At 75.0% G+C, this 21,453-nt stretch carries 17 protein-coding genes; 16 read left to right on the top strand and 1 reads right to left on the bottom strand.

What is annotated here, in order from left to right:
* The first annotated feature begins 87 nt into the window (after positions 1-87).
* From ACLBXP_RS13690 to ACLBXP_RS13620, 15 genes are all read left to right on the top strand, one after another.
* Positions 88-372, top strand: coding sequence for a hypothetical protein (locus ACLBXP_RS13690; protein WP_447668275.1), 285 nt, complete (start codon positions 88-90; stop codon positions 370-372).
* 96 nt (positions 373-468) lie between these two features.
* The gene (locus tag ACLBXP_RS13685; protein WP_447668274.1) at positions 469-2,238 is read left to right on the top strand and encodes an ABC transporter ATP-binding protein; all 1,770 of its coding nucleotides are present in this window, start codon (positions 469-471) and stop codon (positions 2,236-2,238) included.
* 3 nt (positions 2,239-2,241) lie between these two features.
* Complete coding sequence (gene asnB, locus ACLBXP_RS13680; protein WP_447668273.1) at positions 2,242-4,155, top strand: asparagine synthase (glutamine-hydrolyzing); 1,914 nt, start codon at positions 2,242-2,244, stop codon at positions 4,153-4,155.
* A 122-nt stretch (positions 4,156-4,277) separates the two neighbouring features.
* On the top strand, positions 4,278-5,159 hold the full coding sequence (locus tag ACLBXP_RS13675) for an aldose 1-epimerase family protein (protein ID WP_447668272.1): 882 nt from the start codon (positions 4,278-4,280) through the stop codon (positions 5,157-5,159).
* A 7-nt stretch (positions 5,160-5,166) separates the two neighbouring features.
* Positions 5,167-5,859 (top strand): uroporphyrinogen-III synthase, encoded by a 693-nt coding sequence (locus ACLBXP_RS13670; RefSeq protein ID WP_447668271.1) that lies wholly within the window; start codon positions 5,167-5,169, stop codon positions 5,857-5,859.
* 218 nt (positions 5,860-6,077) lie between these two features.
* Positions 6,078-8,453, top strand: a complete 2,376-nt coding sequence (locus ACLBXP_RS13665; RefSeq protein ID WP_447668270.1) for a translation initiation factor 2 — start codon at positions 6,078-6,080, stop codon at positions 8,451-8,453.
* A 112-nt stretch (positions 8,454-8,565) separates the two neighbouring features.
* Positions 8,566-10,125: a heme biosynthesis HemY N-terminal domain-containing protein gene (locus ACLBXP_RS13660; RefSeq protein ID WP_447668269.1), complete on the top strand. Its 1,560-nt coding sequence runs from the start codon at positions 8,566-8,568 to the stop codon at positions 10,123-10,125.
* Positions 10,126-10,319: 194 nt separating this feature from the next.
* Positions 10,320-11,435 carry a DUF2336 domain-containing protein gene (locus ACLBXP_RS13655; RefSeq protein WP_447668268.1) on the top strand — a complete coding sequence of 372 codons (1,116 nt, stop codon included), beginning with the start codon at positions 10,320-10,322 and terminating at the stop codon, positions 11,433-11,435.
* A 294-nt stretch (positions 11,436-11,729) separates the two neighbouring features.
* Positions 11,730-13,259: an ATPase domain-containing protein gene (locus ACLBXP_RS13650; protein WP_447668267.1), complete on the top strand. Its 1,530-nt coding sequence runs from the start codon at positions 11,730-11,732 to the stop codon at positions 13,257-13,259.
* Positions 13,256-14,929, top strand: coding sequence for an ATP-binding protein (locus ACLBXP_RS13645; protein WP_447668266.1), 1,674 nt, complete (start codon positions 13,256-13,258; stop codon positions 14,927-14,929). The genes ACLBXP_RS13650 and ACLBXP_RS13645 overlap by 4 nt, the downstream gene beginning before the upstream one ends.
* A gap of 62 nt (positions 14,930-14,991) precedes the next feature.
* A complete protein-coding gene (locus tag ACLBXP_RS13640) occupies positions 14,992-15,246 on the top strand; it encodes a hypothetical protein (RefSeq protein WP_447668265.1) in 255 nt (84 codons plus the stop codon).
* 94 nt (positions 15,247-15,340) lie between these two features.
* On the top strand, positions 15,341-15,637 hold the full coding sequence (locus ACLBXP_RS13635) for a hypothetical protein (RefSeq protein ID WP_447668264.1): 297 nt from the start codon (positions 15,341-15,343) through the stop codon (positions 15,635-15,637).
* 46 nt (positions 15,638-15,683) lie between these two features.
* On the top strand, positions 15,684-16,574 hold the full coding sequence (locus tag ACLBXP_RS13630) for a hypothetical protein (protein WP_447668263.1): 891 nt from the start codon (positions 15,684-15,686) through the stop codon (positions 16,572-16,574).
* Positions 16,575-16,712: 138 nt separating this feature from the next.
* Positions 16,713-16,841, top strand: coding sequence for a hypothetical protein (locus tag ACLBXP_RS13625; protein WP_447668262.1), 129 nt, complete (start codon positions 16,713-16,715; stop codon positions 16,839-16,841).
* A 151-nt stretch (positions 16,842-16,992) separates the two neighbouring features.
* Positions 16,993-17,655 (top strand): DJ-1/PfpI family protein, encoded by a 663-nt coding sequence (locus ACLBXP_RS13620; protein ID WP_447668374.1) that lies wholly within the window; start codon positions 16,993-16,995, stop codon positions 17,653-17,655.
* Positions 17,656-17,700: 45 nt separating this feature from the next.
* Here ACLBXP_RS13620 and ACLBXP_RS13615 read toward each other — a convergent pair whose 3' ends face one another.
* Positions 17,701-20,112: a type IA DNA topoisomerase gene (locus ACLBXP_RS13615; RefSeq protein ID WP_447668261.1), complete on the bottom strand. Its 2,412-nt coding sequence runs from the start codon at positions 20,110-20,112 to the stop codon at positions 17,701-17,703.
* Between the two features lie 169 nt (positions 20,113-20,281).
* Here ACLBXP_RS13615 and ACLBXP_RS13610 point away from each other — a divergent pair, with 169 nt between their 5' ends.
* On the top strand, positions 20,282-21,445 hold the full coding sequence (locus ACLBXP_RS13610; RefSeq protein ID WP_447668259.1) for an acyl-CoA dehydrogenase family protein: 1,164 nt from the start codon (positions 20,282-20,284) through the stop codon (positions 21,443-21,445).
* The last annotated feature ends 8 nt before the right edge of the window (positions 21,446-21,453 follow it).

The raw sequence follows: 21,453 nt of genomic DNA, 5'->3' as shown, positions 1-21,453 counted from the left end.
CCCGCGACGCGGCAGGCAACCACTCCGGCCCTGCCGCGTCATCCCGGCAGTACGAACCGGGAGGCCGCGATGGAACCGATGAAGCCCATGGAACCGATGAAACCCATGGAGCCCATGAAGCCGATGTCCGGCGGGGAGGCCTGGTGGCCGAAGGATCTCGGCACCCCCGCGACCAGCGGCGCCCAGAACGGGATGCGCTACGCCTTCTTCCCCGACCGGCACCGCCTCGTGATCGAGCGGGACGGCACCACCACGACTTACGACAGCAGCGACCACCGCATCGACGGCGTGGCCCAGGCGGATGGCGGCACGCTCACATTCCGGAGCCAGAACGGCCCGGTGGACCTCGGGTCGCTGAAGACGGCCGGCTGAGGATCCGCGCCTCGGCCGCGCGCCCCTTCATGGACAGGGCGCGGCCCGGGCTCTATGCGCTGTCTGCGTGAAGCCGGCCGCTCATCCCCGCCCGCCATGCGCGCGCTGATCGACCTCGTGCGCGCCATGCGCCCGCACGAGCGGCGGCGCCTCGGGCTCATCGCCGCGGGGCTCGCGCTGGCGGCCCTGCTCGAGGTGGTGGGCGTCGCCGCCGTGGTGCCGTTCCTGACCCTGGTTGGCGATCCCGCCGCGGCGGGGCGGCTGCCCTGGCTCGGCGCCCTGCGCGACGCCCTCGGGCTCGTGGACGACCGCGCCTTCCTGATCGCCACGGGCCTCGCGGCCCTCGGGGCCATCCTGACGACGAGCGTCGTCAATGCGGGGCTGACCTACGCGCAGCTCCTGTTCACGCACCTGACCGGGTACGGCTTCGCGCGGCGGCTCCTGGCGCGCACGATCGCCCGGGACCGCCTGTTCTTCGCACAGGCCAACAGCGCGGAGCTCGCGAAGACCATCCTCAGCGAAACCGACCGCCTCGTTGTCGGCGTGCTGACGCCCGCCACCGTCATCGCCTCGCGGGCGGTCTCGGCGCTCGCCGTCATCGCCTTCCTGCTCGCCTACGCGCCGCGCCTCGCGCTGATCCTCGGCGGCGGCTTCGGGGGGCTCTACGTGGCACTCTACCTCGCCATGCGGGCGCGCCTCGCCCGCCTCGGGGCGCGGGCAGTCGCCGACAACGAGCGGCGCTATCGCGTGGTGCAGGAGACCCTCGGGGCGCTGACCGAGCTGAAGCTCTACGGACGGGCGGAGGCCTTCGCGGGGGGCTTCGATGCGCCGGCCCGGGCCTACGCGCGGGCGACCGCCGAGAGCCTGCTGACCGGGCAGACGCCGCGCTTCGTCATCGAGGCCTTGGCCTTCGGCGGCGTCATCGTGGTGGTGCTGTACGCGCTCGCCCAGGGCCTCGACACGGCGGGCATCCTGCCGCTGCTCGGCCTGTTCGCCTTCGCGGGATACCGGATGCTGCCGGCCTTCCAGAACATCTTCACGTCGCTCGCGCTGCTGCGCTTCTACCTGCCGGCGGTGCGGCTGATCGTCGACGGGCTCGCGGGCGAGCAGGCTCCGGCGCCGCGCACCGGCGAGCGCCTGCCCTTCGCGCGGGAGATCCGGTTCGAGGGGGTCGGCTTCGCCTACGCGGCCGGGCGGCCGACCCTGACGGGGATCGATCTCGCCGTCCTGGCCCACACCACGGTCGGCCTCGTCGGCCGCACGGGCTCCGGCAAGTCGACCCTCGTCGCCCTGCTCCTCGGTCTGCTCGTGCCGGGAAGCGGGCGCATCACGGTCGACGGCCGTCCCCTCGACGCGGCCGCTCTGCCGGCCTGGCAGAACCGCATCGGCTACGTGCCGCAGGACATCTTCCTGATCGACGGCACGGTGACGGAGAACATCGCCCTCGGCGTCGCCGCGCCGGATCCGGCGGCGGTGGAGCGGGCGGCGCGGCTCGCGGGCGCCCACGCCTTCGTGGCGGCCCTGCCGGGCGGCTACGCGGCGCCCGTGGGCGAGCGCGGCGCCCGGCTCAGCGGCGGCCAGCGCCAGCGCCTCGGCATCGCCCGCGCCCTCTACCACGACCCCGACGTCATCGTGTTCGACGAGGCCACCTCCGCCCTCGACGGCGAGACCGAGGCGGCGGTGATGGCAGCGATCGACGGCCTGTCCGGCAGCCGCACCATCATCCTCATCGCCCATCGCCTCGCGAGCCTCGAACGGGCCGACACGGTGCACCTGCTGGAGGCCGGCCGCCTCGTCGCCTCGGGCCCGCCCGCGGCGGTGCTGCCCGGGGTCGGCGGGCGTCTCGACCCCGCGGAGCCGGCCTGATCCATGTGCGGCATCGCCGGCCTCGTCGATCCTGGCCTCTCGGCCGACGCCCGCAGGACGGCGGCGGCCGCCATGGGCCAGGCGCTCGCCCGGCGCGGGCCGGACGGGCACGGGGTCTGGTGCGAGGGCCCGGCGGGCCTCGCCCACCGCCGCCTCGCCATCGTCGAGCTGAGCGTCGCCGGGGCGCAGCCGATGGCCTCGGGCGACGGGCGCTGGGTCATCAGCTACAACGGCGAACTCTACGACGCCCTCGACCGGCAGCCGGCTCTGCGGGCGGCGGGCCACGCCTTCCGGGGCGACTCGGACACCGAGGTGCTCGTCGAGCTGATCGCCCGGCACGGCGTCGCCGGGGCGCTGGCGCAGGTCGAGGGCATCTTCGCCCTGGCGGCCTGGGACCGGGCGGAGCAGCGCCTCTGGCTCGCCCGCGACCGGATGGGCGTGAAGCCGCTGTTCTATGCCGAGACGGGGAGCCGCCTGCTGTTCGGCTCGCAGCTCGCCGCCCTGATGGCCTGCCCGGGCTTCGCGCCCGGCATCGACCCGCGCGCCGTGGCGAGCCTCCTGCGCCACGGCTACGTGCCCGCCCCCGGGGCGATCCACTCCGGCGTGCGCAAGCTCGGGGCGGGGGAGATCCTGTCCTGGCGGCCGGGCGAGGCGGCGGCGATCGCCCCGTACTGGCGCCTCGACGATGCCGTGGCGGGGGGGTGCGCCGCCCCGTTCGCGGGCACGCCCGCCGAGGCCGCCGACGTCCTGGAAGCCCTCATCGGCGCGGCCGTGCAGCGCCAGCTGATGAGCGACGTGCCCCTCGGCGCGTTCCTGTCCGGGGGGGTCGATTCCACGACGGTGGCGGCCCTGATGGCCGCGGGCGGCCGCCGCCCCCGCACCTTCGCGGTCGGTTTCCCGGAGGATCCGCGCTTCGACGAGAGCCCGCACGCCGAGGCCGTGGCCCGCCACCTCGGCACCGACCACACCACGATTCCCCTGCGGGAGGCGGATGCCCTCGCGCTCGTCACGGATCTCCCGGCGATCTTCGACGAGCCGCTCGCCGATCCCTCCGGCCTGCCGACCCACCTCCTCTGCGCGGCGACGCGCCGGGCCGGCCTCACGGTGGCGCTGTCGGGCGACGGCGGCGACGAGCTGTTCGGTGGCTACGACCGCTACGCCCTGGCGGCGCGCTTCGCTCGCCGCGTCGAGCCGGTGCCGCGGCCCCTGCGCCGCCTCGCGGCCACCGCGATCCGCCTCCTGCCGGGGGCCCCAGCCGCCCTCCTTGCCCGCGGGCTGCCCGCAGGCTGGCGGGGCCCCGAGGCGGTGGACCGCCTGCGCAAGGCCGGCGCCCAGCTTCCCGGCACCGGCTTCGATCTCTACGCCCGGCTCCTCACCCTCAACCCGGACGCGACGGCGCTCGCCCGCGGCGTCCCCGGCTTGCCGAGCCCTATGGACGCGCCGGCGGATCCCGACCTGTCCCCCCTCGCGCGCATGCGGCGCCTGGACAGCCTCGCCTACCTGCCGGACGACGTGCTGGCCAAGGTGGACCGCGCCAGCATGGCGGTGGGCCTGGAGGCCCGCGTGCCCCTCCTCGATCGCAGCGTGGTCGAGTTCGCCTGGGCGCTGCCGGACGCGCTGCTGGTGCGCGGCGGCCGGGCCAAGGCCCCGCTGCGGGACCTGCTTGCCCGCCACGTCCCCCCCGCCCTGTTCGAGCGCCCGAAGCAGGGCTTCGCGCCCCCCCTAGCCGCCTGGCTGCGGGGCCCGCTGCGCGACTATGCCCGCGACCTGCTGCTCGCCCCGGAGGCCGGGGACTTCCTCGACCGCGACCGCGTGCGGCGGATGCTGGACGAGCACCTCGCCCGCACCCGCAACCACGCGGTGGGCCTGTGGCCCCTCCTGACCCTCGAAGCCTGGCGGCGGGCCTGGGGCCGCTGAGGCGACGGCCCGACGCTCCTGGGACCAGGGCCGGCCGCGTGCGCAGGTCCGCCCCGCCCTGCTCCGGTCACCTTGGGTTCGGCCGGGCCTCGCGCTAGGAAGGCCCGGCACGGAGACCCAGGATGCCGATACGCCAGACGATCGACCTCGCGGCTGCGGACGGGACCACGGCGAGCCTTGCCCTCGACGGGGCCGAACCGGTCTCCTGGCGGGTGCAGGGCCGCGAGTACCTCTGGGAGGGCGACCCCGCCCATTGGGAGCGCCACGCCCCCTGGCTGTTCCCGGTGGTCGGCGCCTCCGCGGGCGGCGTCGTGCGGGTCGACGGCCACGCGTACCCGATGGCGCAGCACGGGTTTGCCCGCGACCTGGCCTTCGGGGAGGTCGGACGCGGCGCCGACTGGGTGACCCTGCGCCTCACGGACGGCCCGGAGACCCGCCAGCACTATCCCTTCCCGTTCCGGCTCGACGTCAACGCCCGGGTGCGCCCGTCCGGGCTCGACTTCGAGGTGGTGGTGGAGAACCCCGGCGAGACCCCCCTCCCGTACGCGCTCGGCTTCCATCCGGCCTTCCCGTGGCCCTTCGCGGGGGGAACGCGCGCGGCCGATGGCGGCTACGCGGTCGCCTTCGAGGCGGCCGAGCGCCCCTACGCGCCGGAGGTCGGCGCGGGCGGCCTGCTGCTGCGCGAGGAGCGGGCCATTCCCCTCGACGGCGCCACGCTGCCCCTCGACCCGGCGATCTTCACCGAGGCTCTGGTGTTCCGCGACGCCCGCAGCCGGACCCTGCGCTTCACCGGCCCCGGCAAGGCGATCCGGATGGAGGTGTTCGACTTTCCCCACCTCGCGGTCTGGACGAAGCCCACGGCACCCTTCCTCTCCCTCGAATGCTGGACGGGGCACGCCGACTGGGCGGATTTCACGGGCGAGCTCGCCGCGCGGGACAGCCAGCGCAGCCTCGCCCCCGGGACGAGCGCCCGGCACGGGGTGCGCCTGAGCCTCGAAGGCTGAGGCCGCCGTGCGGATCTGGGTGGCGCGGCCCGAGCCGGGCGCCTCGCGCACCGCCGCGGCTCTGGCCGAGCGCGGTCACGCGGCCCTCGTCGCCCCCGTCCTCACGGTACGCGCGACAGGGGCCGCGCTGCCGCCGGAGCGGCCGGACGCGCTGATCCTCACGAGCGCGCAGGGGGTCGCGACCCTCGATGCGGCCGCCCTGCGCGGCCTGCCGGTCTTCGCCGTCGGAACGCGCACGGCCGAGGCGGCGGCCGCCGCCGGCCTCGGGCCGGTCCACGATGCAGGTGGTGGCGCAGGCGACCTCGTCGGTCTCGTGCGCGCGCGGCTCGGCCCCGGAGCCCGCCTCCTGCACCCGGCCGGGGCGGACCGGAAGGCGGAGCCAGCCGCTTCCCTGACGGCGGCGGGCTACCGCGTCACCACCCTCGTGGCCTACGCGGCGGCCGCGCTGTCCGCGCTGCCGGAGGCGGTGTCCGAGGCGCTGCGCCGCGGACACCTCGACGGGGCACTCCACTACTCGCGCCGCTCGGCCGAGGTTGCCCGCGACCTCGCCGCCATGGCAACGCTCGGCGGAGCCTTTGCGGCCCTCAGGCATTACTGCCTGTCGGCCGACGTGGCCGCCCCCCTGGCAGAGGCCGGCATCGTGGCCCATTTCGTCCCGGCGCGGCCGCGGGAGGGCGACCTCCTCGCCGGTCTCGATTGATGCGGTCATCGTCGCCCCGCGGGGGGCCGGCGGCCGGGTGACAGGACAGGCCCTCCTCGGTCCCGCGGGGCTCGCCGCCGCGAGCCCGGCGGTGCTAGGAGGGGCCATCGCGCGGCCCCGCAGGGGTGCCGCAACGGCACGGCACCGCGCGCCGGCCTCCTCCGGGCATCGCCCCGCGCGGAGCGGCGGAGCGGTGCCGAGAAGGGAGAAGAAGGGCCGTGAAACCACCCTCAGGCGACGCCAACCGGCCGAACCCCTCCACGTCGTCCGGGCGCGGGGGCGCTCCTCAGGGAGCGCCCGGCTCGCAGAAGGGTCCCGAGGCGGCCAAGCCCACCGGCGGCCCCGCAGCGCCGCCCGCTGCGGGCCGTCCGCCGCAGGGAGGGCCGGACGCGCCGAAGGCGCCGTCGCAGGGTGGCCCCGCCACCGGCAGCCCGATCGGCCTCGGCCCGTCGACCCCCGCCGGGGCACCGGGCGGCGCTGCGACGGGCAAGCCTGACCTGAGCAAGCCCGACCTGAGCAAGCCTGATCCGAGCAAGCCGGAACCCGCCAAGCCTGCCGCTGCGGCCGCCGACCCGAAGGCCGCGAGCCCGGCTGCCGGGAAGCCCGGCGAGCCCGCCCGAGCCACGGTTCCCCCCGGGCCTGGAGAGCCCGCCAAGCCGACCGACGCGAGCAAGCCCAACGAGCCTCCGAAGGCCGCCACCGGGCCCGTCAGCACCATGGCGCCCGGGACGCCCCCGGGTGGCCCGAAGGCGGAGCCGGGCAAAGGCGACCCCAGCAAGGGCGAAACCGCCAAGGCGGAACCCATAAAGGCGGAGCCCAACAAGGCGGAGCCGGGCAAGCCTGAGGCCGGCAAAGCCGACCCGGGCAAGCCGGACCCGAACAGGCTCGGCGCCGCGAGCGGGCCGAGCACCGGCGGTTCCAGTCCCGGCGGCCCTGCCCGCCCAGGTGGCGCCGTCACGGACGGCCCGATCATCGACCTGAAGGCGAAGCGCGTTCCCGAGCCGGCGGACAAGGACGGCAAGGCCGCGGCCGCCGGTCTCGGCGGTGCCGCCGCGGCGGCCGGCGCCGCGAGTGCCAAGGATGGGCCGCGGGCCGAGGCGCCGAAGCCCGCGGGCGCGGCGCCGCACGTGGCGCCCGCGGCGGCGGAGCGGCGCGGCCCCGGCTTCGGCTCGGTGGCGGCGGCGGGCCTCCTCGGCGGCGTCATCGGGGCGGGGCTGTTGTTCGGCGCGGAGCAGGCCGGCCTCCTCGGCGACCGCGGCGCGGATGCGCGCATGACGGCCCTCGACCAGCGCGTGTCCAGCCAGTTCTCGAGCTTCGACCAGCGGCTCGCCGGCCTCGCCCCGCGGGACGCCCTCGGCGGCCTCGAGAAGCGCGTCGCGGCCAACGAGGCGGCCCTGAAGCCGCTGCCCGACGCCGTGAAGCGCGCCGAGGACGCGGCCGGCCAGGCCCTCGCCAAGGCCGGTGCGGCGCCTGCAGCCGGCGCTCCCGCGACCGGGACGCCCGCCGGCGAGGCCTCCGCCCCTCCGGCGCTGCCCGCCGACCTCGCGGCGCGCCTCGACAGCCTCGACCAGCGCGTCTCGGCGCTGCAAGAGGAGCCCGGCCGCGAGCAGGGCGGGGACGCGAAGCTCGGTGCGACGACGCAGGCGGATGCCGACGCCAAGCAGCTCGCCGCCCTCGACGAGCGCCTGAAGGCGCTGGAGGGCAAGGCCGGCGCGCCGCAGCGCAACGGCCAGCCCGACCTCGGTGCCCGCCTCGCCGCGCTCCAGGGCGACGTGGAGGCCAGGACCAAGGCGAACGCGGAGGCCGAGAAGGCGCTCGGCGAGCGGCTCGACAAGCTGCAGCAGGCCCTCGACGCCCGCGTGAAGGCGGCGACCGAGGCGGTGCAGGCGGCGACCCAAGCCACCCAGCAGGCGGCGGAAGCCGGCCGCACGCAGGCGCAGGAGACCACCGCGGCCCTCGACCGACGCCTGAAGGAGCAGGCCGACCGGCTCGCGGCGCTCGACGCGGCGCTCGCCCAGCGCGCGCAGGCGAGCACCGTGCAGGCGGCGCTCCGCGTCGTCACGGCGGACCGCATCGCGGCGGCGCTCGCCAGCGGCGCGCCCTACGCCGAGCCCCTCGCCACCCTGCGCAAGCTCGAAGCGGGGGATGCGAGCCGCATCGACGCCCTCGGCCCGTTCGCCGAGAGCGGCGCCCCGAGCGCGGCGCAGCTCGCCGCGGAGTTCCGGACGATCGCGGACCGGCTCGCGGCGAGCCGGCGGGCCGCCGAGGCCCGGTCCGTGGCGACGACCGGCGACATCAAGCAGCGCTTCCTCAGCATGGCGGAGTCGATCGTGCAGGTGCGCAAGGTCGACACGCCCGCCCCACCCGACGCGGCGGGCGGAGGCGATCCGACGGCCAAGGTCCAGGCGGCCCTCGACCGCGGCGCCCTGCAGGAGGCCGCCCAGGCCTTCGCGGCGATGCCGGAGGAGATCCGCACCGAGGCCGGCGACTTCGGCGCGCGCCTCAAGGCCCGCGCGGAGGCCGCCCGGGCCGCCCAGGCGCTCCTGTCGGATGCCTTCAAGGGCCTGCCGGCCCCCGCCGAGGCCGGCCGCTGAAACCCTGGCGCGCATCTGCGCGCCGCGCGAACCGCGCCGCGGGGGCGAAAGCCCCCGCGCACCGCACGATTCTTGAGCCTCTCGCAGGCCGCTGACAGGAGTTCCCCGTCCCATGTGGCGCGCTCTCGCCTTCCTGGCCCTGCTCGCACTGGCCGCCTACGGCGCGGTCTGGATCGCCGACAGGCCCGGCACGGTCACCATCGTCTGGAACGGCTACGAGGTGGCGACGAGCCTCGCCATCGCCCTCGTGGGCGTGCTGGTGGCAGCCATCGTCCTCGGCCTGATCTGGGCCATCGTGCGGGGTGTCATCCAGCTGCCCGGCACCATGGCGAGCGGGTCGCGCAAGCGCCGCCGCGAGAAGGGCTTCACGGCCCTGTCGCGCGGCATGGTCGCGGTCGGCTCCGGCGATCCGCTCGCGGCGCGCCGCCACGCGGGGGACGCCGAGCGCCTCCTTGGTGCCGAGCCGCTGGCCCTGCTCCTCAAGGCGCAGGCCGCGCAGATCTCCGGCGACCGGGAGGCCGCCGAGCACGCCTTCCAGCGCATGGTGGACGATCCGGAGACCCGCGTCCTCGGCCTGCGCGGCCTGTTCGTGGAGGCCCGCCGCCGCGAGGACGAGGTGGCGGCCCGCGCCTATGCGGCGGAAGCCGCCCGCCTCGCCCCGAGCGTCACCTGGGCGAACGAGGCCGTGCTGGAGGCGCAGTGCGCCGACGGCGACTGGGGCGGCGCCCTGGAGATCGTGGAGCGCCGGGCCTCCCTCGGCCTCCTGGACAAGGCAACGGCGCGCCGCCAGCGTGCGGTGCTGCTCACCGCAGCCGCGCAGCCCCGCGAGGCGGGCGAGCCGGAAGCCGCCGCCGAGCGGGTGCTCCGGGCCGTGAAGCTCGCTCCCGACCTCGTGCCCGCCGCGGTGCTGGCCGGACGGCTGCTCGCCCGCCGCGGAGACCTGCGCAAGGCCGCCAAGATCGTCGAGGCCGCCTGGCGGGCGAACCCGCACCCGGACCTCGCCAAGACCTACCTGTCGCTGCGCACGGGCGATTCCGTGCGCGACCGCCTCACCCGCGCCGAGACGCTCGCCAAGTCCTCCGCCTGGCACCCCGAGGCCCGGCTCGCGATCGCCCAGGCCGCCTTCGACGCGCGGGAGTTCGGGCAGGCCCGCGAGGCGCTGCAGCCGCTGCTCAACGACCGGCCGACGGTGCGCGCCTGCCTGATGATGGCCCGCATCGAGGAGGCGGAGCACGGCGCCGGCTCGGGCCAGGCCCGCCAGTGGCTGTCCCGCGCCGCCCACGCCCCGCGCGACCCGCTCTGGATCGCCGACGGCATCGCCTCGGAGACCTGGGCCCCCGTCTCGCCGGTCTCGGGCCGGCTCGACGCCTTCGTGTGGAAGGCCCCCCCGGACATCCTGGCCGGCCCCGCCGCCGAGGATCACACCGAGGGATCCATCGCCCCCCTGGCGCCGCCCCGCCCGGCCGAGCCGACGCCGGCTCCCGTGGCAGCCGCTCCGCCTACCCCGACACCTGGGCCGACGCCTGGGCCGGCTCCCGGGTCGACACCCGCTCCGACCCCTGGGCCAATGGCGACCGGCTCGCCGATCCCCGTGGTCCTGCCCCTGCCCCCGAAGCCCGACGAGGCCGCCGGCCCCGAGGAGGCGGAGGCCAAGGCCCGCCGCTTCGGTTGAGGCGGGTCCGCGACGCGGGCACGCGCTCGCACGGGCGGCCGCCCGCGGCGGCGCGGCGCCCGCTCGCGGCAGGGCTTGGCGCAGGGCACGGCTTGGCGCAGGGCGGGACTCGGGCCGCCGGCCGGCTTAAAGGTCGATTCACGCAAGGCCCTTAGCCTTCGGTTACCTTGAGTATCCGCGTAACCGAAGCTGCCATGCCCTCATCCGCCGAGGCTGCGCCGGACCTGTCCGGGCTCATCGAACTGTCGCGCTCCGCGCATCTCGACCTGAAGCCCGTGATCCTGCGGGTGCAGACGGACCTGTTCGTGCAGGGCAACCAGCCGGACCGGGCCGCCTTCGAATCCCTGGCCTGCGGGCTGATCCCCACCGTCGACGAAGAGACTGCGCTGATCGTGGCGCGCAAGCTCAGCCCCTGCCCGGAGACCCCGCACGCGGTGCTGGCCAAGCTCGCCGCCCGCGGCGGTGCGATCCGTGACGCCGTGGTGGCGCAGGCGCCGAGCCTCGACGGCGGCATCCTCGAGGCGGCGCTCGCGGACGGGTCCGATATCGCGGCTGCGCTCGCCGCCCGCGACGACCTCACCCGCGCAACGGTCGCGGACCTCGCCGGCCGGGGCGACCCGGCGATCGACCGGGCGCTGGCGGCCAATGCCGGACTCGCGCTGCGCGGCGAGAGCCTCGCTGCCCTGGTCGGGCGCGGCTGCCGCGACGCCGACCTCGCCGGGCTCCTCCTCGGACGGGCCGACCTCGACCCCGCCGACCTCGCGCCGCTCTACCTCCACGCCGATCCGGGCCGCCGCGAGGCGATCCGGGCCGCACTCGCCCGCACCGCGGCGCTGCGGCCCTGTCCGCCCGCACCGCGCGAGATCGGCGCGATCCTCACCGGGCTCTCGGCGGCCCACGACGTGAAGGGCTTCATCCAGTCCCTCGCGGACGGCCTCGGCCTGCCGGCGAACTTCCTCAACGCGGCGCCGGACGCCGGCACCCGCTACGAGCTCCTGACCCTCGGGCTTCGCGCCGCGGACCTCCACGAGGAGGAGGCCGTCTACATCTTCCTGACCCTCAACGAGGGCGTGGCCCGCTCGGCCGAGCGGGTCTTCGACCTCGTCCGCCTGTTCCGCACCACGAGCCGCCCGGCCGCCCGCGACCTGCTCTCGGCGATCCTCGACGCCCCCATGCGCGAGCGCGCGGGCACAGCGGAGGCCCACACGCCCCACCATGCCCCCGAAGCCCCGCGCGTACGGGCCGGCGCCGAGCGCCCGGCCGCGCGCCCGCGGGTGCCGATCACGGTGCCGGTGCGGGGGGCCCGCTGAGCGACGCCGTCCGCGACGGCTCCGCGCCTTCGCGGGCGCCCCCCCGCCGGAGGCCGGCCCCGGCCGTCCTGCGACCGATTGGGCACAACCGATAATGACGGTGAGCGCTTGGCGCCTGCCGCGCTGGCGGCTACAGCGGTTCGGTCGAGAAGGGATCTGCCGTGGCGTCCGTGCGCAAGCCTGCCGAACCGGGGCTCGTGCGGCCGCGCTCCGGCAGCCCGGAGCCCGAAATGCCGGCGCGCGAGCCGGCGGCGCTCGCCCTTCGCCCTGCCATCGCGAGCAAGTTCGACCAGCATGACCGTCGGCACTGAGACAGGCACCACGAAGACGTCCGGCAAAGGACCCATCAAGGCGCCCTTCGGCATTTCCGGCCTCGACGACGTGCTCGGCGGCGGGCTGGCGCGCAACCGCCTCTACCTCCTTGAGGGCAGCCCCGGCACCGGCAAGACGACGATCGCCCTGCAGTTCCTGCAGCAGGGCGCGCGTGCCGGCGAGAGCGGCCTCTACATCAGCCTGTCGGAGACCCGGGAGGAGCTGTGCGAGACGGCGCGCTCGCACGGCTGGGCGATCGAGGACGGCGTCACGATCTTCGAGCTGATCCCGCCCGAGAGCCTGCTCGACGCCGAGCAGCAGCAAAGCCTGCTCTACTCGTCGGACCTGGAGCTCGGCGAGAGCACCCGGGCGATCTTCGAGCGGATCGAAGAGGTTACGCCCACCCGCATCGTGCTCGACAGCCTGTCGGAGATCCGCCTGCTCGCCGGGGGCTCGCTGCGCTACCGCCGCCAGATCCTGGCCCTGAAGCACTACTTCGCCCGGTACGGCGCCACCGTGCTGATGCTCGACGACCTCACCGCCGACACCCTGGACAAGGCCGTGCACAGCATCGCGCACGGCGTGATCCGCCTGGAGGAGCTGGCGCCGACCTACGGCGCCGAGCGGCGGCGCATGCGGGTGATCAAGTACCGCGGCCAGGCGTTCCGCGGCGGCTACCACGACTTCACCATCGTCACCGGCGGCGTGCGCGTGTTCCCGCGCCTCGTCTCGCTGGAGCACAAGACGAATTTCACCCGCGCCCGGATCACGAGCGGCGTACCGCAGCTCGACGCCCTCCTCGGCGGCGGGATCGAGACCGGGTCGAGCACGCTGATCCTCGGACCCGCCGGGACCGGCAAGTCCCTGGTCACGATCCAGTACATCGCCGCCGCGGTGGCCAGGGGCGAGCGGGCCGCGCTGTTCGTGTTCGACGAGGAGATCGGCATCCTCCTCGAGCGCACCCGGACCATGGGCTTCGACCTCGAAGCCATGCGCGCGGCCGGCGGCCTCACGATCCACTCCGTCGATGCCGCCGAGCTGTCGCCCGGCGAGTTCGCGCACCTCGTGCGCAGCGAGGTCGACGAGGCGCAGGCGAAGACGGTCGTGATCGACAGCCTGAACGGCTATCAGGCGGCGATGCCCGAGGAGAACGCCCTCATCCTCCACGTCCACGAGCTGCTGCAGTACCTCAACCGGCAGGGAGCCACGACCTTCCTCACGGTGGCCCAGCACGGGCTCGTCGGCGACATGAAGAGCCCCGTGGACGTCACCTACCTCGCCGACACCGTGATCCTGCTGCGCTACTTCGAGGCGACCGGCCAGGTGCGGCGCGCCATCTCGGTGGTCAAGAAGCGCGCGGGCTATCACGAGGACACGATCCGCGAGTACCGAATCGGCACGCAGGGCCTGCGGGTCGGCCAGCCCCTCACGAACTTCCAGGGCATCCTGCGCGGCGTGCCCCTGCTGGTGCAGGGCAACGACGTTGTCCTGATGGACGCCGACGCGCCGTGACCGCCCCGAACAACCCGCTGTCGGAGCGGTTCTTGATCCTCGCGCCGCACGGGCGCGACGCGGCCGTCGCGCACGGCCTCCTCGACGACGCGGACCTCCGCTCGGTCATCGTGGAGGATCTCGCGGGCCTGCACCGGGGCCTCGTCGAGGGGGCGGGGGCGGTGCTGTTCACCGAGGAGGCCGTCCGCACCGCCGACCTCAGCGCCATCAGCCGCTGGATCGCCGAGCAGCCGCCCTGGTCGGACCTGCCGTTCCTGCTGCTCACGCGCCAGGGCGGCGGGCACGAGCGCAACCCGGTGGCCGCACGGCTCTCGAAGCTCCTCGGCAACGTGAGCTTCCTGGAGCGCCCGTTCCACCCGACCACCCTCGTCAGCCTGGCGCAGACGGCCCTGCGCGGGCGCCGGCGCCAGTACGAGGCGCGGGCGCGGCTGGAGGAGCTCCACGCCCGCGAGGCGCAGCTGCGCGACCTCAACGCGACGCTGGAGACCCGCGTCGCGCGGGAAATCGACGAGCGCACCATCGCCGAGGAGGCGCTGCGGCAGTCGCAGAAGCTCGAGGCGGTGGGCCAGCTGACGGGTGGTGTCGCGCACGACTTCAACAACCTGCTCACCATCATCCGCTCGTCGGTGGACTTCCTGCGCCGGCCCGACCTCCCGGAGGAGCGGCGACGCCGCTACATGGACGCGGTCTCGGACACCGTGGACCGCGCCGCCAAGCTGACCAGCCAGCTCCTCGCCTTCGCGCGGCGCCAGGCCCTCAAGCCCGAGACCCTGGACGTCGGCGCCTGCCTGCGCGACATCGGCGACATGCTCGACACGGTGAGCGGCGCCCGCATCCGCGTCCACCTCGACGTCCCGGACGCGCCCTGCTTCATCCGCTGCGACCGCAGCCAGTTCGAGACGGCGCTCGTCAACATGGCGGTGAACGCGCGGGACGCGATGGACGGCGAGGGCACGCTGACCCTGCGGCTCGCCTGCGCCCGGCCGCTGCCGCCGATCCGCGGCCATGCCGGTTCGCGGAGCCACTTCGTCTCGGTCTCGCTGACCGATACCGGCTGCGGCATCGCCCCCGACCGGATCGGGCGCATCTTCGAGCCGTTCTTCACCACGAAGGAGGTCGGCAAGGGCACGGGCCTCGGCCTGTCCCAGGTGTTCGGCTTCGCCAAGCAATCCGGCGGCGACGTCGATGTCGAGAGCGAGGTGGGACGGGGCACCACCTTCACCCTCTACCTGCCGCAGGTGGAGGCTCGGCTCTCCCATGCGGCGGAGCGGACGGACGAGGGCACCGTCGACGGCACCGGGCAGCACGTCCTCGTGGTGGAGGACAACTTGGAGGTCGGCCGCTTCGCCACGCAGATCCTGCAGGATCTCGGCTACGCGACCGACTGGGTCACCACCGGCGAGGACGCGCTGGAGCGGCTCGGGACCGACGCCGCCGGCATCGACGTGGTGTTCTCGGACGTCGTGATGCCCGGCATGGGCGGCCTCGCCCTCGCGGAAGCGCTGCGGACCCGGCATCCCGGGCTGCCGTTGGTTCTGACCTCCGGCTACAGCCACGTCCTCGCCGAGGAGGGCACGCACGGCTTCGAGCTGCTGCACAAGCCCTACTCGGCCGAACAGCTCTCGCGCGTGCTGCGCCGGGTGACGGCGGAGCGCCGGCACGCCGGCTGAGGCTGCGCCCATGAAGCTGCGGCGGACTTGTCGATAGGGTTTGGCGCCGGGAGGGCGCAACGATGGCGATGCGGACGACCTACCTCGTGCAGACCTTCGTGCTGAAGCGGAAGCGCCTGAGCCCGGGGGACCGCGAGACCGCGCCCACCGAGAGCGGGGCGCTCAAGAAGGCCGAGGCGATGGCCGGGCGGATGCCCGGGGCGGCGGCCATCCGGATCGTGGCCGACGACGAGACCGGGGAGGTGGAGAGCGCGGCGATCCTCGGGCAGTTCGGCGAGATACCGGACGATTTCGCGGAGCTGCTGCAGGGCGGGTGAGCGGGTCGCGCCGCGGGCGTGAGGCGGCCGGCGGATTGAACCTCGGGCGCCCAGGCGGGTTGGGCTGCGACCTCAACGGCACGGAGCATCCCCCATGCGGCTCACTCTCGCCCTCGCAACCGCCCTCGGCCTCGCGCTGGCCGGCCCCGCGCCGGCCCAGGTGGTGACGGGCGGCGCGGGCAACACGGGGGTGAGTGCCCCGCCCGGAACCGGCGGCGTCGGCCCCGGCGCGCGCGACCTCGGCCCGAGCCCCCTCACGGCCGGCAACGCCGCCAACCGCAGCAACTCTCCGGTGCCGGGCACCACGCCCGACGTGAACATCGGCGGCACCCCCACCGGCGGACCGCCCGGCACAGGCGGCACGTCGGGCGGGCCCTCCCTCGACCGGTAGAACCTGACCCGCCTGACCGCTCCCCGTCCTTCGCGTGCAGGACAGCTTGACGACCCCCGTTCCCCTGACCGCCCAGGACATCCTCGACCATCCCCGGTTCCGCGCGGCGCGCCAGGCGCATGTGGAGGCCTTGATCGGGCTCTTCGCGGGCGACCGCTTCGTCGCCGAGATGATGATGGATGCCTGCACCATCACCCTGCGGGGCTTGATCGTCGGCTGCCACGCCGCGCACGACGACCAGGATCGCAGCAGCTGGGGGACGGTGAGCCGGCTCCAGATGATGATAGCCGAGCGGCGCCTCGCCAGCCCGCGCCGGGTCTACGACCTCATCTCCCGCTTCCGGGCGGCGGGCTACGTCACCGTGGCGCCCCTGCCCCACGACCGGCGCACCCGTGTCCTGAAGCCGACCGAGCGGCTGCTCGCGCACGACCGGGACCACCTGGCCGCCTACCACCGCTTCCTGCTCGATCTGTATCCCGGCCGCGGCTACGAGTGGACGCGCGCCCCGGACCTGCGGGTGCAGCTCGCCATGCGGCGGACGGGCTTCCGCGCGCTGCCGCAGGCCATGGCCTTCATGCGGCACTCGCCCTTCATGATGTTCCTTGCCCGGGACGCGGGCTACCTCGCCTTCCTGCTGGCAGCCGGGGCCGAGCTGCAGGCCGACGACACCGAGGCGACCTTCACCTCCTTCGCCGCCCATCTCGGGGTCTCCCGGACCCACATCCGCAACCTGTTCGCCGAGGCCGAGGCCGCGGGCTACGTCCGCCTCGGGCGGGATCTGGGCCGTCCGGTCCAGATCATGCCGGTGCTGTGGGACGCCTACGACCGGTTCCTGGCCGACGTCCAGGCCGACCAGGACGCGATCGCCCAGTCCGCCTTCGCGGTCCTCCGGCGGGATCAGCCCAGCGGCGGCGTCGCATCGTCTCCGTCGGGCTGATCCCGCGGCCATCGGGCGCGGTTATCCACGATCCTCACAGGCCCTTCACAGTCTCGCCGCGATCAGGGCGCCTCATGGCGTCCGCCAGCGGCCCGGCTCCGATGTCCGGGACGCCTCGGCCCTCCGGGAGTCCGCCGCGTGATCAATTCCGTCGTCGCAATCCTCACCGTCATCGCCGTGCTGGCCCTGACGGCCCTGCTGCGTCTGCCGCTGCTGCCGTTCCGGCTGGTCCGCGCCCTCCTGCGCAGCCGGTCTGCCACGGCCTGAGGACGCCCTGCGCGGCCCGCCACCGGGACGCCACCGCGCCGTGGTGAGCCGGCGCGCATTGGGCGCGGGCGCGGCCGCCGTGCTCGCCGCCGGCTCCGCGCGGGCGATCGAATCCGTCGTGCCGGGCTCCGATGCGCCGGTGCGCATCGCCATGCTGCTCTACCCCGGCATGACCGCCCTCGACGTCGTCGGACCGCAGGCCCTGCTGGCCGGGCTGGCGCCCGGCAGCCTCCATCTCGTCGCCGAGGCCCCGGGCCCGATCGCGAGCGACACCGGCCTCAGCCTCGTCGCCACGACGGGCTTCGCGGATTGCCCGGACACCCTCGACGTCCTGTTCGTTCCCGGCGGCGACGGCACGCCGGCGCAGATGCGCCACGCCGCGACGCTGGCCTTCCTGCGGGACCGGGCGTCCCGGGCCCGCTGGATCACCAGCGTGTGCACGGGCTCGCTGATCCTCGGAGCGGCCGGCCTGCTGGAGGGCTACCGCGCGACCTCCCACTGGTGCGTGCGTGACCGCGTCCTGCCCCTCCTCGGGGCCGTTCCGGTGGATGCGCGCGTGGTGTTCGACCGCGACCGGGTGACGGCGGCGGGGATCTCGGCCGGCCTCGATTTCGCCCTCGCCCTGTCGGCGCGCCTGCGCGGCGCGGAATACGCCCGGGCGAGCCAGCTCGTCGCCGAATACGCCCCGCAGCCGCCGTTCGACGCCGGCAGCCCGGCGGCGGCAGGTCCCGCGGTCACCCGTGAGGCCGGAGCGATCCTGGCGGACCTCGCCGCCGGAGCCGAGGCGGCTGCGCGCGCCATCCGCCCCGGGTGACCGAGGCCGCAGGCCGCCTTCGGCTCACTTGCCGGGGTCGCGCCGTCAGGCCTGCCGGCGCCTGGGCGGCGACCGTCGCTGCTGAGCCGTCCGGCCCTTGCGCTCGCCCGCGGGGGCCGGGGCGCGACTTTGCCGGGCCGTGCGGGTCCCCTCGGCGGCCCGCGGCCGCTCGGCTGCGGCGTGCGCGTCGAGGAAGCGGCGGCAGGCGTCGAAGCTCGTCTCCAGATCGGGCGGGCAGGCCACGCCCTTCTGCTCGGCGAGGCTCCGGGCGTAGCGCAGCATCGCCGCGCTCGGGGGCCGCCCGGCCCCGGGGTCCGCCGCGCCGGCCGGCTGCGGCGCGCGCGGCCCCGCCTCGGCATCCAGGAAGGCGCGGCAGACGCTGATGCTGCTCTTGCAGCCCCGGGGCAGCCGCACACCCTTGCGCTCGGCGAGCGCCACCGCGAACGCCACCATCGCGGGCGTCGGCGGCCGGTTGTCGCCCTGCGCCGGCGGGATCAGGCTCGGGTCGAGGCTGACGGCCTCGGCACCCGAGATCGTCGCGATCAGCTCCTCGAGCCGCGCGCGGGTGCGCTGCCGGAACGCCTGCGCCCGGCTGAGCGCCTCGGCGCGGGTCGCGGAGCGGCCGACCTCGGCGAGTTCCGCCTCGAACACGGCCCGCCCCACCGGGTCGCCGTAGGCCGGAAAGACGCGCCGGACGGCCGCGATGAAGGCGAGCCCCACCTCCGTCGCCGCGATGGCGGGGTCCTTGCCGGTGGCGAGCGTGACGTAGCGGCTCTTCAGGAGCTTGGGCAGGATCGTGTCGCGGGTTGCGGCGGTGCCGAGGCCCTTGGGCTCATTCGGGTTCGCCGGGTTCTCCAGCGCCCGCTTCATCGCCGGGTCCTCGACTTGGTCGACGAGGCGGCCCATCACCACCGGCAGCTCGCCGCGGGTGATGCGGCGGGGCGGCTCGGTGACCGCGGTGGCGATTTCGGCGGCCTCGGCCCTCGCGGGCGCGCCGTCGCGCACGGGCGGCAGGCGCCCGGCCGTCGCCTCCGCCTCGCGCGCGGCCTTGCCCGGCACCACGTCCGCCTCGGTCTCGGCCTCGCTGCCGTAGATGGCGCGCCAGCCCGGCTCGCGCACGACGCTGCCGCTCACCGCGAACCGCCTCGGCCCGAGCGGCGTCGCGACCTCGGCCGTGACGGCGGTGCGCGCATCGACGCCGTCCGGCAGGTGCGCGGCGAGGTAGGCCTTGGCGACGAGCTCCCACAGCCGGAACTGGTCGGCCGTCAGACGGCCGCGCTCAGGCGCCTTGCGCAGGGGCACGATGGCGTGGTGCTCGCCCGGATCCTTGACGTAGTGCCCCCGCGAGCCGCGCCGGATCACGGGCTTGCCCTCAGCCGGGACGAGGGCGCGCAATTCGGCGAGCGCGCCGAGCACGGCCGCCATCACCGCGGACGCGTCGCCGGCCTGACCCTCCGGCAGGTATTCCGACTCGGTGCGCGGATAGCTCAGGTACCCCTGGTCGTAGAGCTCCTGCGCGAGGCCCGCCGTATGCTGCGGGTCCCAGCCGAACCGCTTGGCGCAGCGCCGCGCCAGGGTGTCCTTCGAGAACAGCCGCGGGGGTGCCCGCCGCACATCCCGCTGCTCGACCGCGAGGGGCCCCGCCCAGGCCGCCGCGGCGGCCCGGATCGTCTCGGCGCCGTCGGGGTCGAGGATGCGCTCCTTTGGGGCGTGCCACAGGGTCAGGGCGGCGTCGGCTTCCGTGCGCAGGTGCAGCGCGACCTTGAAGAAGTCCTGCGGCACGAAGGCCCGGATGCGCGCCTCAAGGTCGGCCAGGATCGCCAGCGTCGGTGTCTGCACGCCGCCGAAGCGCCAGGGCTCGCGGAAAGCGGCTGGGCGCAGCCGCAGGGAGATCGCGCGCGTGCCGTTGAGGCCGAGGTGATAGTCCTCGTACTGGCGACACAGAGCCTCGAGGTAGGCGGCGAAGTCGCGCTCGCCGGAATCGGGCTCCTGCGCCAGCGCCGCGAAGGCGCGGCGGATCGAAACGTCGTCGAGGGCGCCGAGCTTCAGCCGGTCGACGCGCCCGCGCCAGCCGAGGTGCTCCAGCACCTCCCAGGCGATCATCGAGCCCTCGCGTCCGGGATCCGTCGCGATGATGACCCGCTCGACGCCGTCGAGCGCCTGCCGGATCGCGGCGATCTTCGGCGCATGCGACTGGCCGGACCGGTTCTGGCCGCAACCGGTCGGGATGGTGTCGAGCACGATGGGCAGCGCCTCGAAGCGCCAGGGCTTCCATTCGGGCCGGATGCTGCCCGGCTCCGCGGCGGCGAGGAGGTGCCCCTCCGCCGCGACGCAGACGGTGCCGGGCGAGCGGAAGAAGCGCTGCAGCTGGCGCATCGCCGAAGGCTTCTCGAAGAAGAACAGCGTGCGGCCCGCGCGCCCACCCTCGTCCGTCGCAGGGGGGCGATGGCGGGTCATGGCGCGCTCCTCTGCGGCTGCCGCGAACGCTGCTTGTGTTCGCTCTTCGTTCTAGCATGGGCGGCCGGCACCGAAAAGGGCCGACCCTCTCGACCGCACGGCCGGGAGCTGCGACGCTCAACCGGGCGAGCCGGCACGGCGACCGGCTCCGGGACGCGAGGGGACGGCGGTGCGCACGATCGACCACGGCCAGCACCAGGACATCCGCGACGCGGTGCGCGCGCTCTGCGCGGAGTTCCCGCCCACCTACCACCGGGGGATCGACGAGGCCCGCGGCTACCCGGAGGCGTTCGTCGAGGCACTGACCCGGGCCGGCTGGATGGCGGCCCTCATCCCCGAACAGTACGGCGGCTCGGGCCTCGGCCTCACGGAGGCGTCCGTCATCATGGAGGAGATCAACCGCTCGGGCGGCAACTCCGGCGCCTGCCACGGGCAGATGTACAACATGAACACGCTGGTACGGCACGGCTCCGAGGCGCAGCGCCGCCACTACCTGCCGAGAATCGCGGCCGGGGAGCTCCGCCTGCAATCGATGGGCGTGACCGAGCCGACTGCCGGCACCGACACCACGAGGATCAAGACCACGGCGGTGCGCAAGGGCGACCGCTGGGTCATCAACGGCCAGAAGGTCTGGATCTCGCGCATCCAGCACTCCGACCTGATGATCCTCCTCGCCCGCACCACGCCGCTCGATCAGGTGGCGAAGAAGTCCGAAGGCCTTTCGATCTTCCTCGTGGACCTGCACGCGGCGAAGGCGAAGGGCATGAGCGTCCGCCCGATCCTCAACATGGTCAACCACGAGACCAACGAGCTGTTCTTCGACGATCTCGAAATCCCGGCCGAGAACCTGATCGGCGAGGAGGGCCAGGGCTTCCGCTACATTCTCACCGGGCTCAACGCGGAGCGCGTCCTGATCGCCGCCGAGTGCATCGGCGACGGCTACTGGTTCGTCGACAAGGTGACGGCCTATGCGCGGGAGCGCACGGTGTTCGGGCGGCCCATCGGCCAGAACCAGGGCGTCCAGTTCCCCATCGCCGAGAGCTTCATCGAGGTCGAGGCGGCGAACCTGATGCGCTACGAGGCCTGCCGCCTTTACGACGCGGGCGAGCCCTGCGGGGCGCAGGCCAACATGGCGAAGTACCTGGCCGCCAAGGCGAGCTGGGAGGCTGCCAACGCCTGCATCCAGTTCCACGGCGGCTTCGGCTTCGCGGCCGAGTACGACGTCGAGCGCAAGTTCCGGGAGACGCGGCTGTATCAGGTCGCGCCGATCTCCACGAACCTGATCCTGTCCTACGTCGCCGAGCACGTCCTCGGCCTGCCCAGGTCCTTCTGAGGAGACGT

It is taken from the genome of Methylobacterium sp. A54F, from assembly GCF_053346035.1.
Note: the sequence above shows the minus strand (reverse complement) of the source record. Positions and strands in the feature narration are given on the sequence as shown.

What these genes read in the sequence shown, in the direction of transcription:
- ACLBXP_RS13690 (WP_447668275.1), top strand. Translation starts at nt 88, where the DNA reads ATGGAACCGATGAAACCCATGGAGCCCATGAAGCCGATGTCCGGCGGG.
- ACLBXP_RS13615 (WP_447668261.1), bottom strand. Translation starts at nt 20,112, where the DNA reads ATGACCCGCCATCGCCCCCCTGCGACGGACGAGGGTGGGCGCGCGGGC.
- ACLBXP_RS13675 (WP_447668272.1), top strand. Translation starts at nt 4,278, where the DNA reads ATGCCGATACGCCAGACGATCGACCTCGCGGCTGCGGACGGGACCACG.
- ACLBXP_RS13685 (WP_447668274.1), top strand. Translation starts at nt 469, where the DNA reads ATGCGCGCGCTGATCGACCTCGTGCGCGCCATGCGCCCGCACGAGCGG.
- ACLBXP_RS13650 (WP_447668267.1), top strand. Translation starts at nt 11,730, where the DNA reads ATGACCGTCGGCACTGAGACAGGCACCACGAAGACGTCCGGCAAAGGA.
- ACLBXP_RS13660 (WP_447668269.1), top strand. Translation starts at nt 8,566, where the DNA reads ATGTGGCGCGCTCTCGCCTTCCTGGCCCTGCTCGCACTGGCCGCCTAC.
- ACLBXP_RS13620 (WP_447668374.1), top strand. Translation starts at nt 16,993, where the DNA reads ATGCTGCTCTACCCCGGCATGACCGCCCTCGACGTCGTCGGACCGCAG.
- ACLBXP_RS13635 (WP_447668264.1), top strand. Translation starts at nt 15,341, where the DNA reads ATGCGGCTCACTCTCGCCCTCGCAACCGCCCTCGGCCTCGCGCTGGCC.
- asnB (WP_447668273.1), top strand. Translation starts at nt 2,242, where the DNA reads ATGTGCGGCATCGCCGGCCTCGTCGATCCTGGCCTCTCGGCCGACGCC.
- ACLBXP_RS13655 (WP_447668268.1), top strand. Translation starts at nt 10,320, where the DNA reads ATGCCCTCATCCGCCGAGGCTGCGCCGGACCTGTCCGGGCTCATCGAA.
- ACLBXP_RS13640 (WP_447668265.1), top strand. Translation starts at nt 14,992, where the DNA reads ATGGCGATGCGGACGACCTACCTCGTGCAGACCTTCGTGCTGAAGCGG.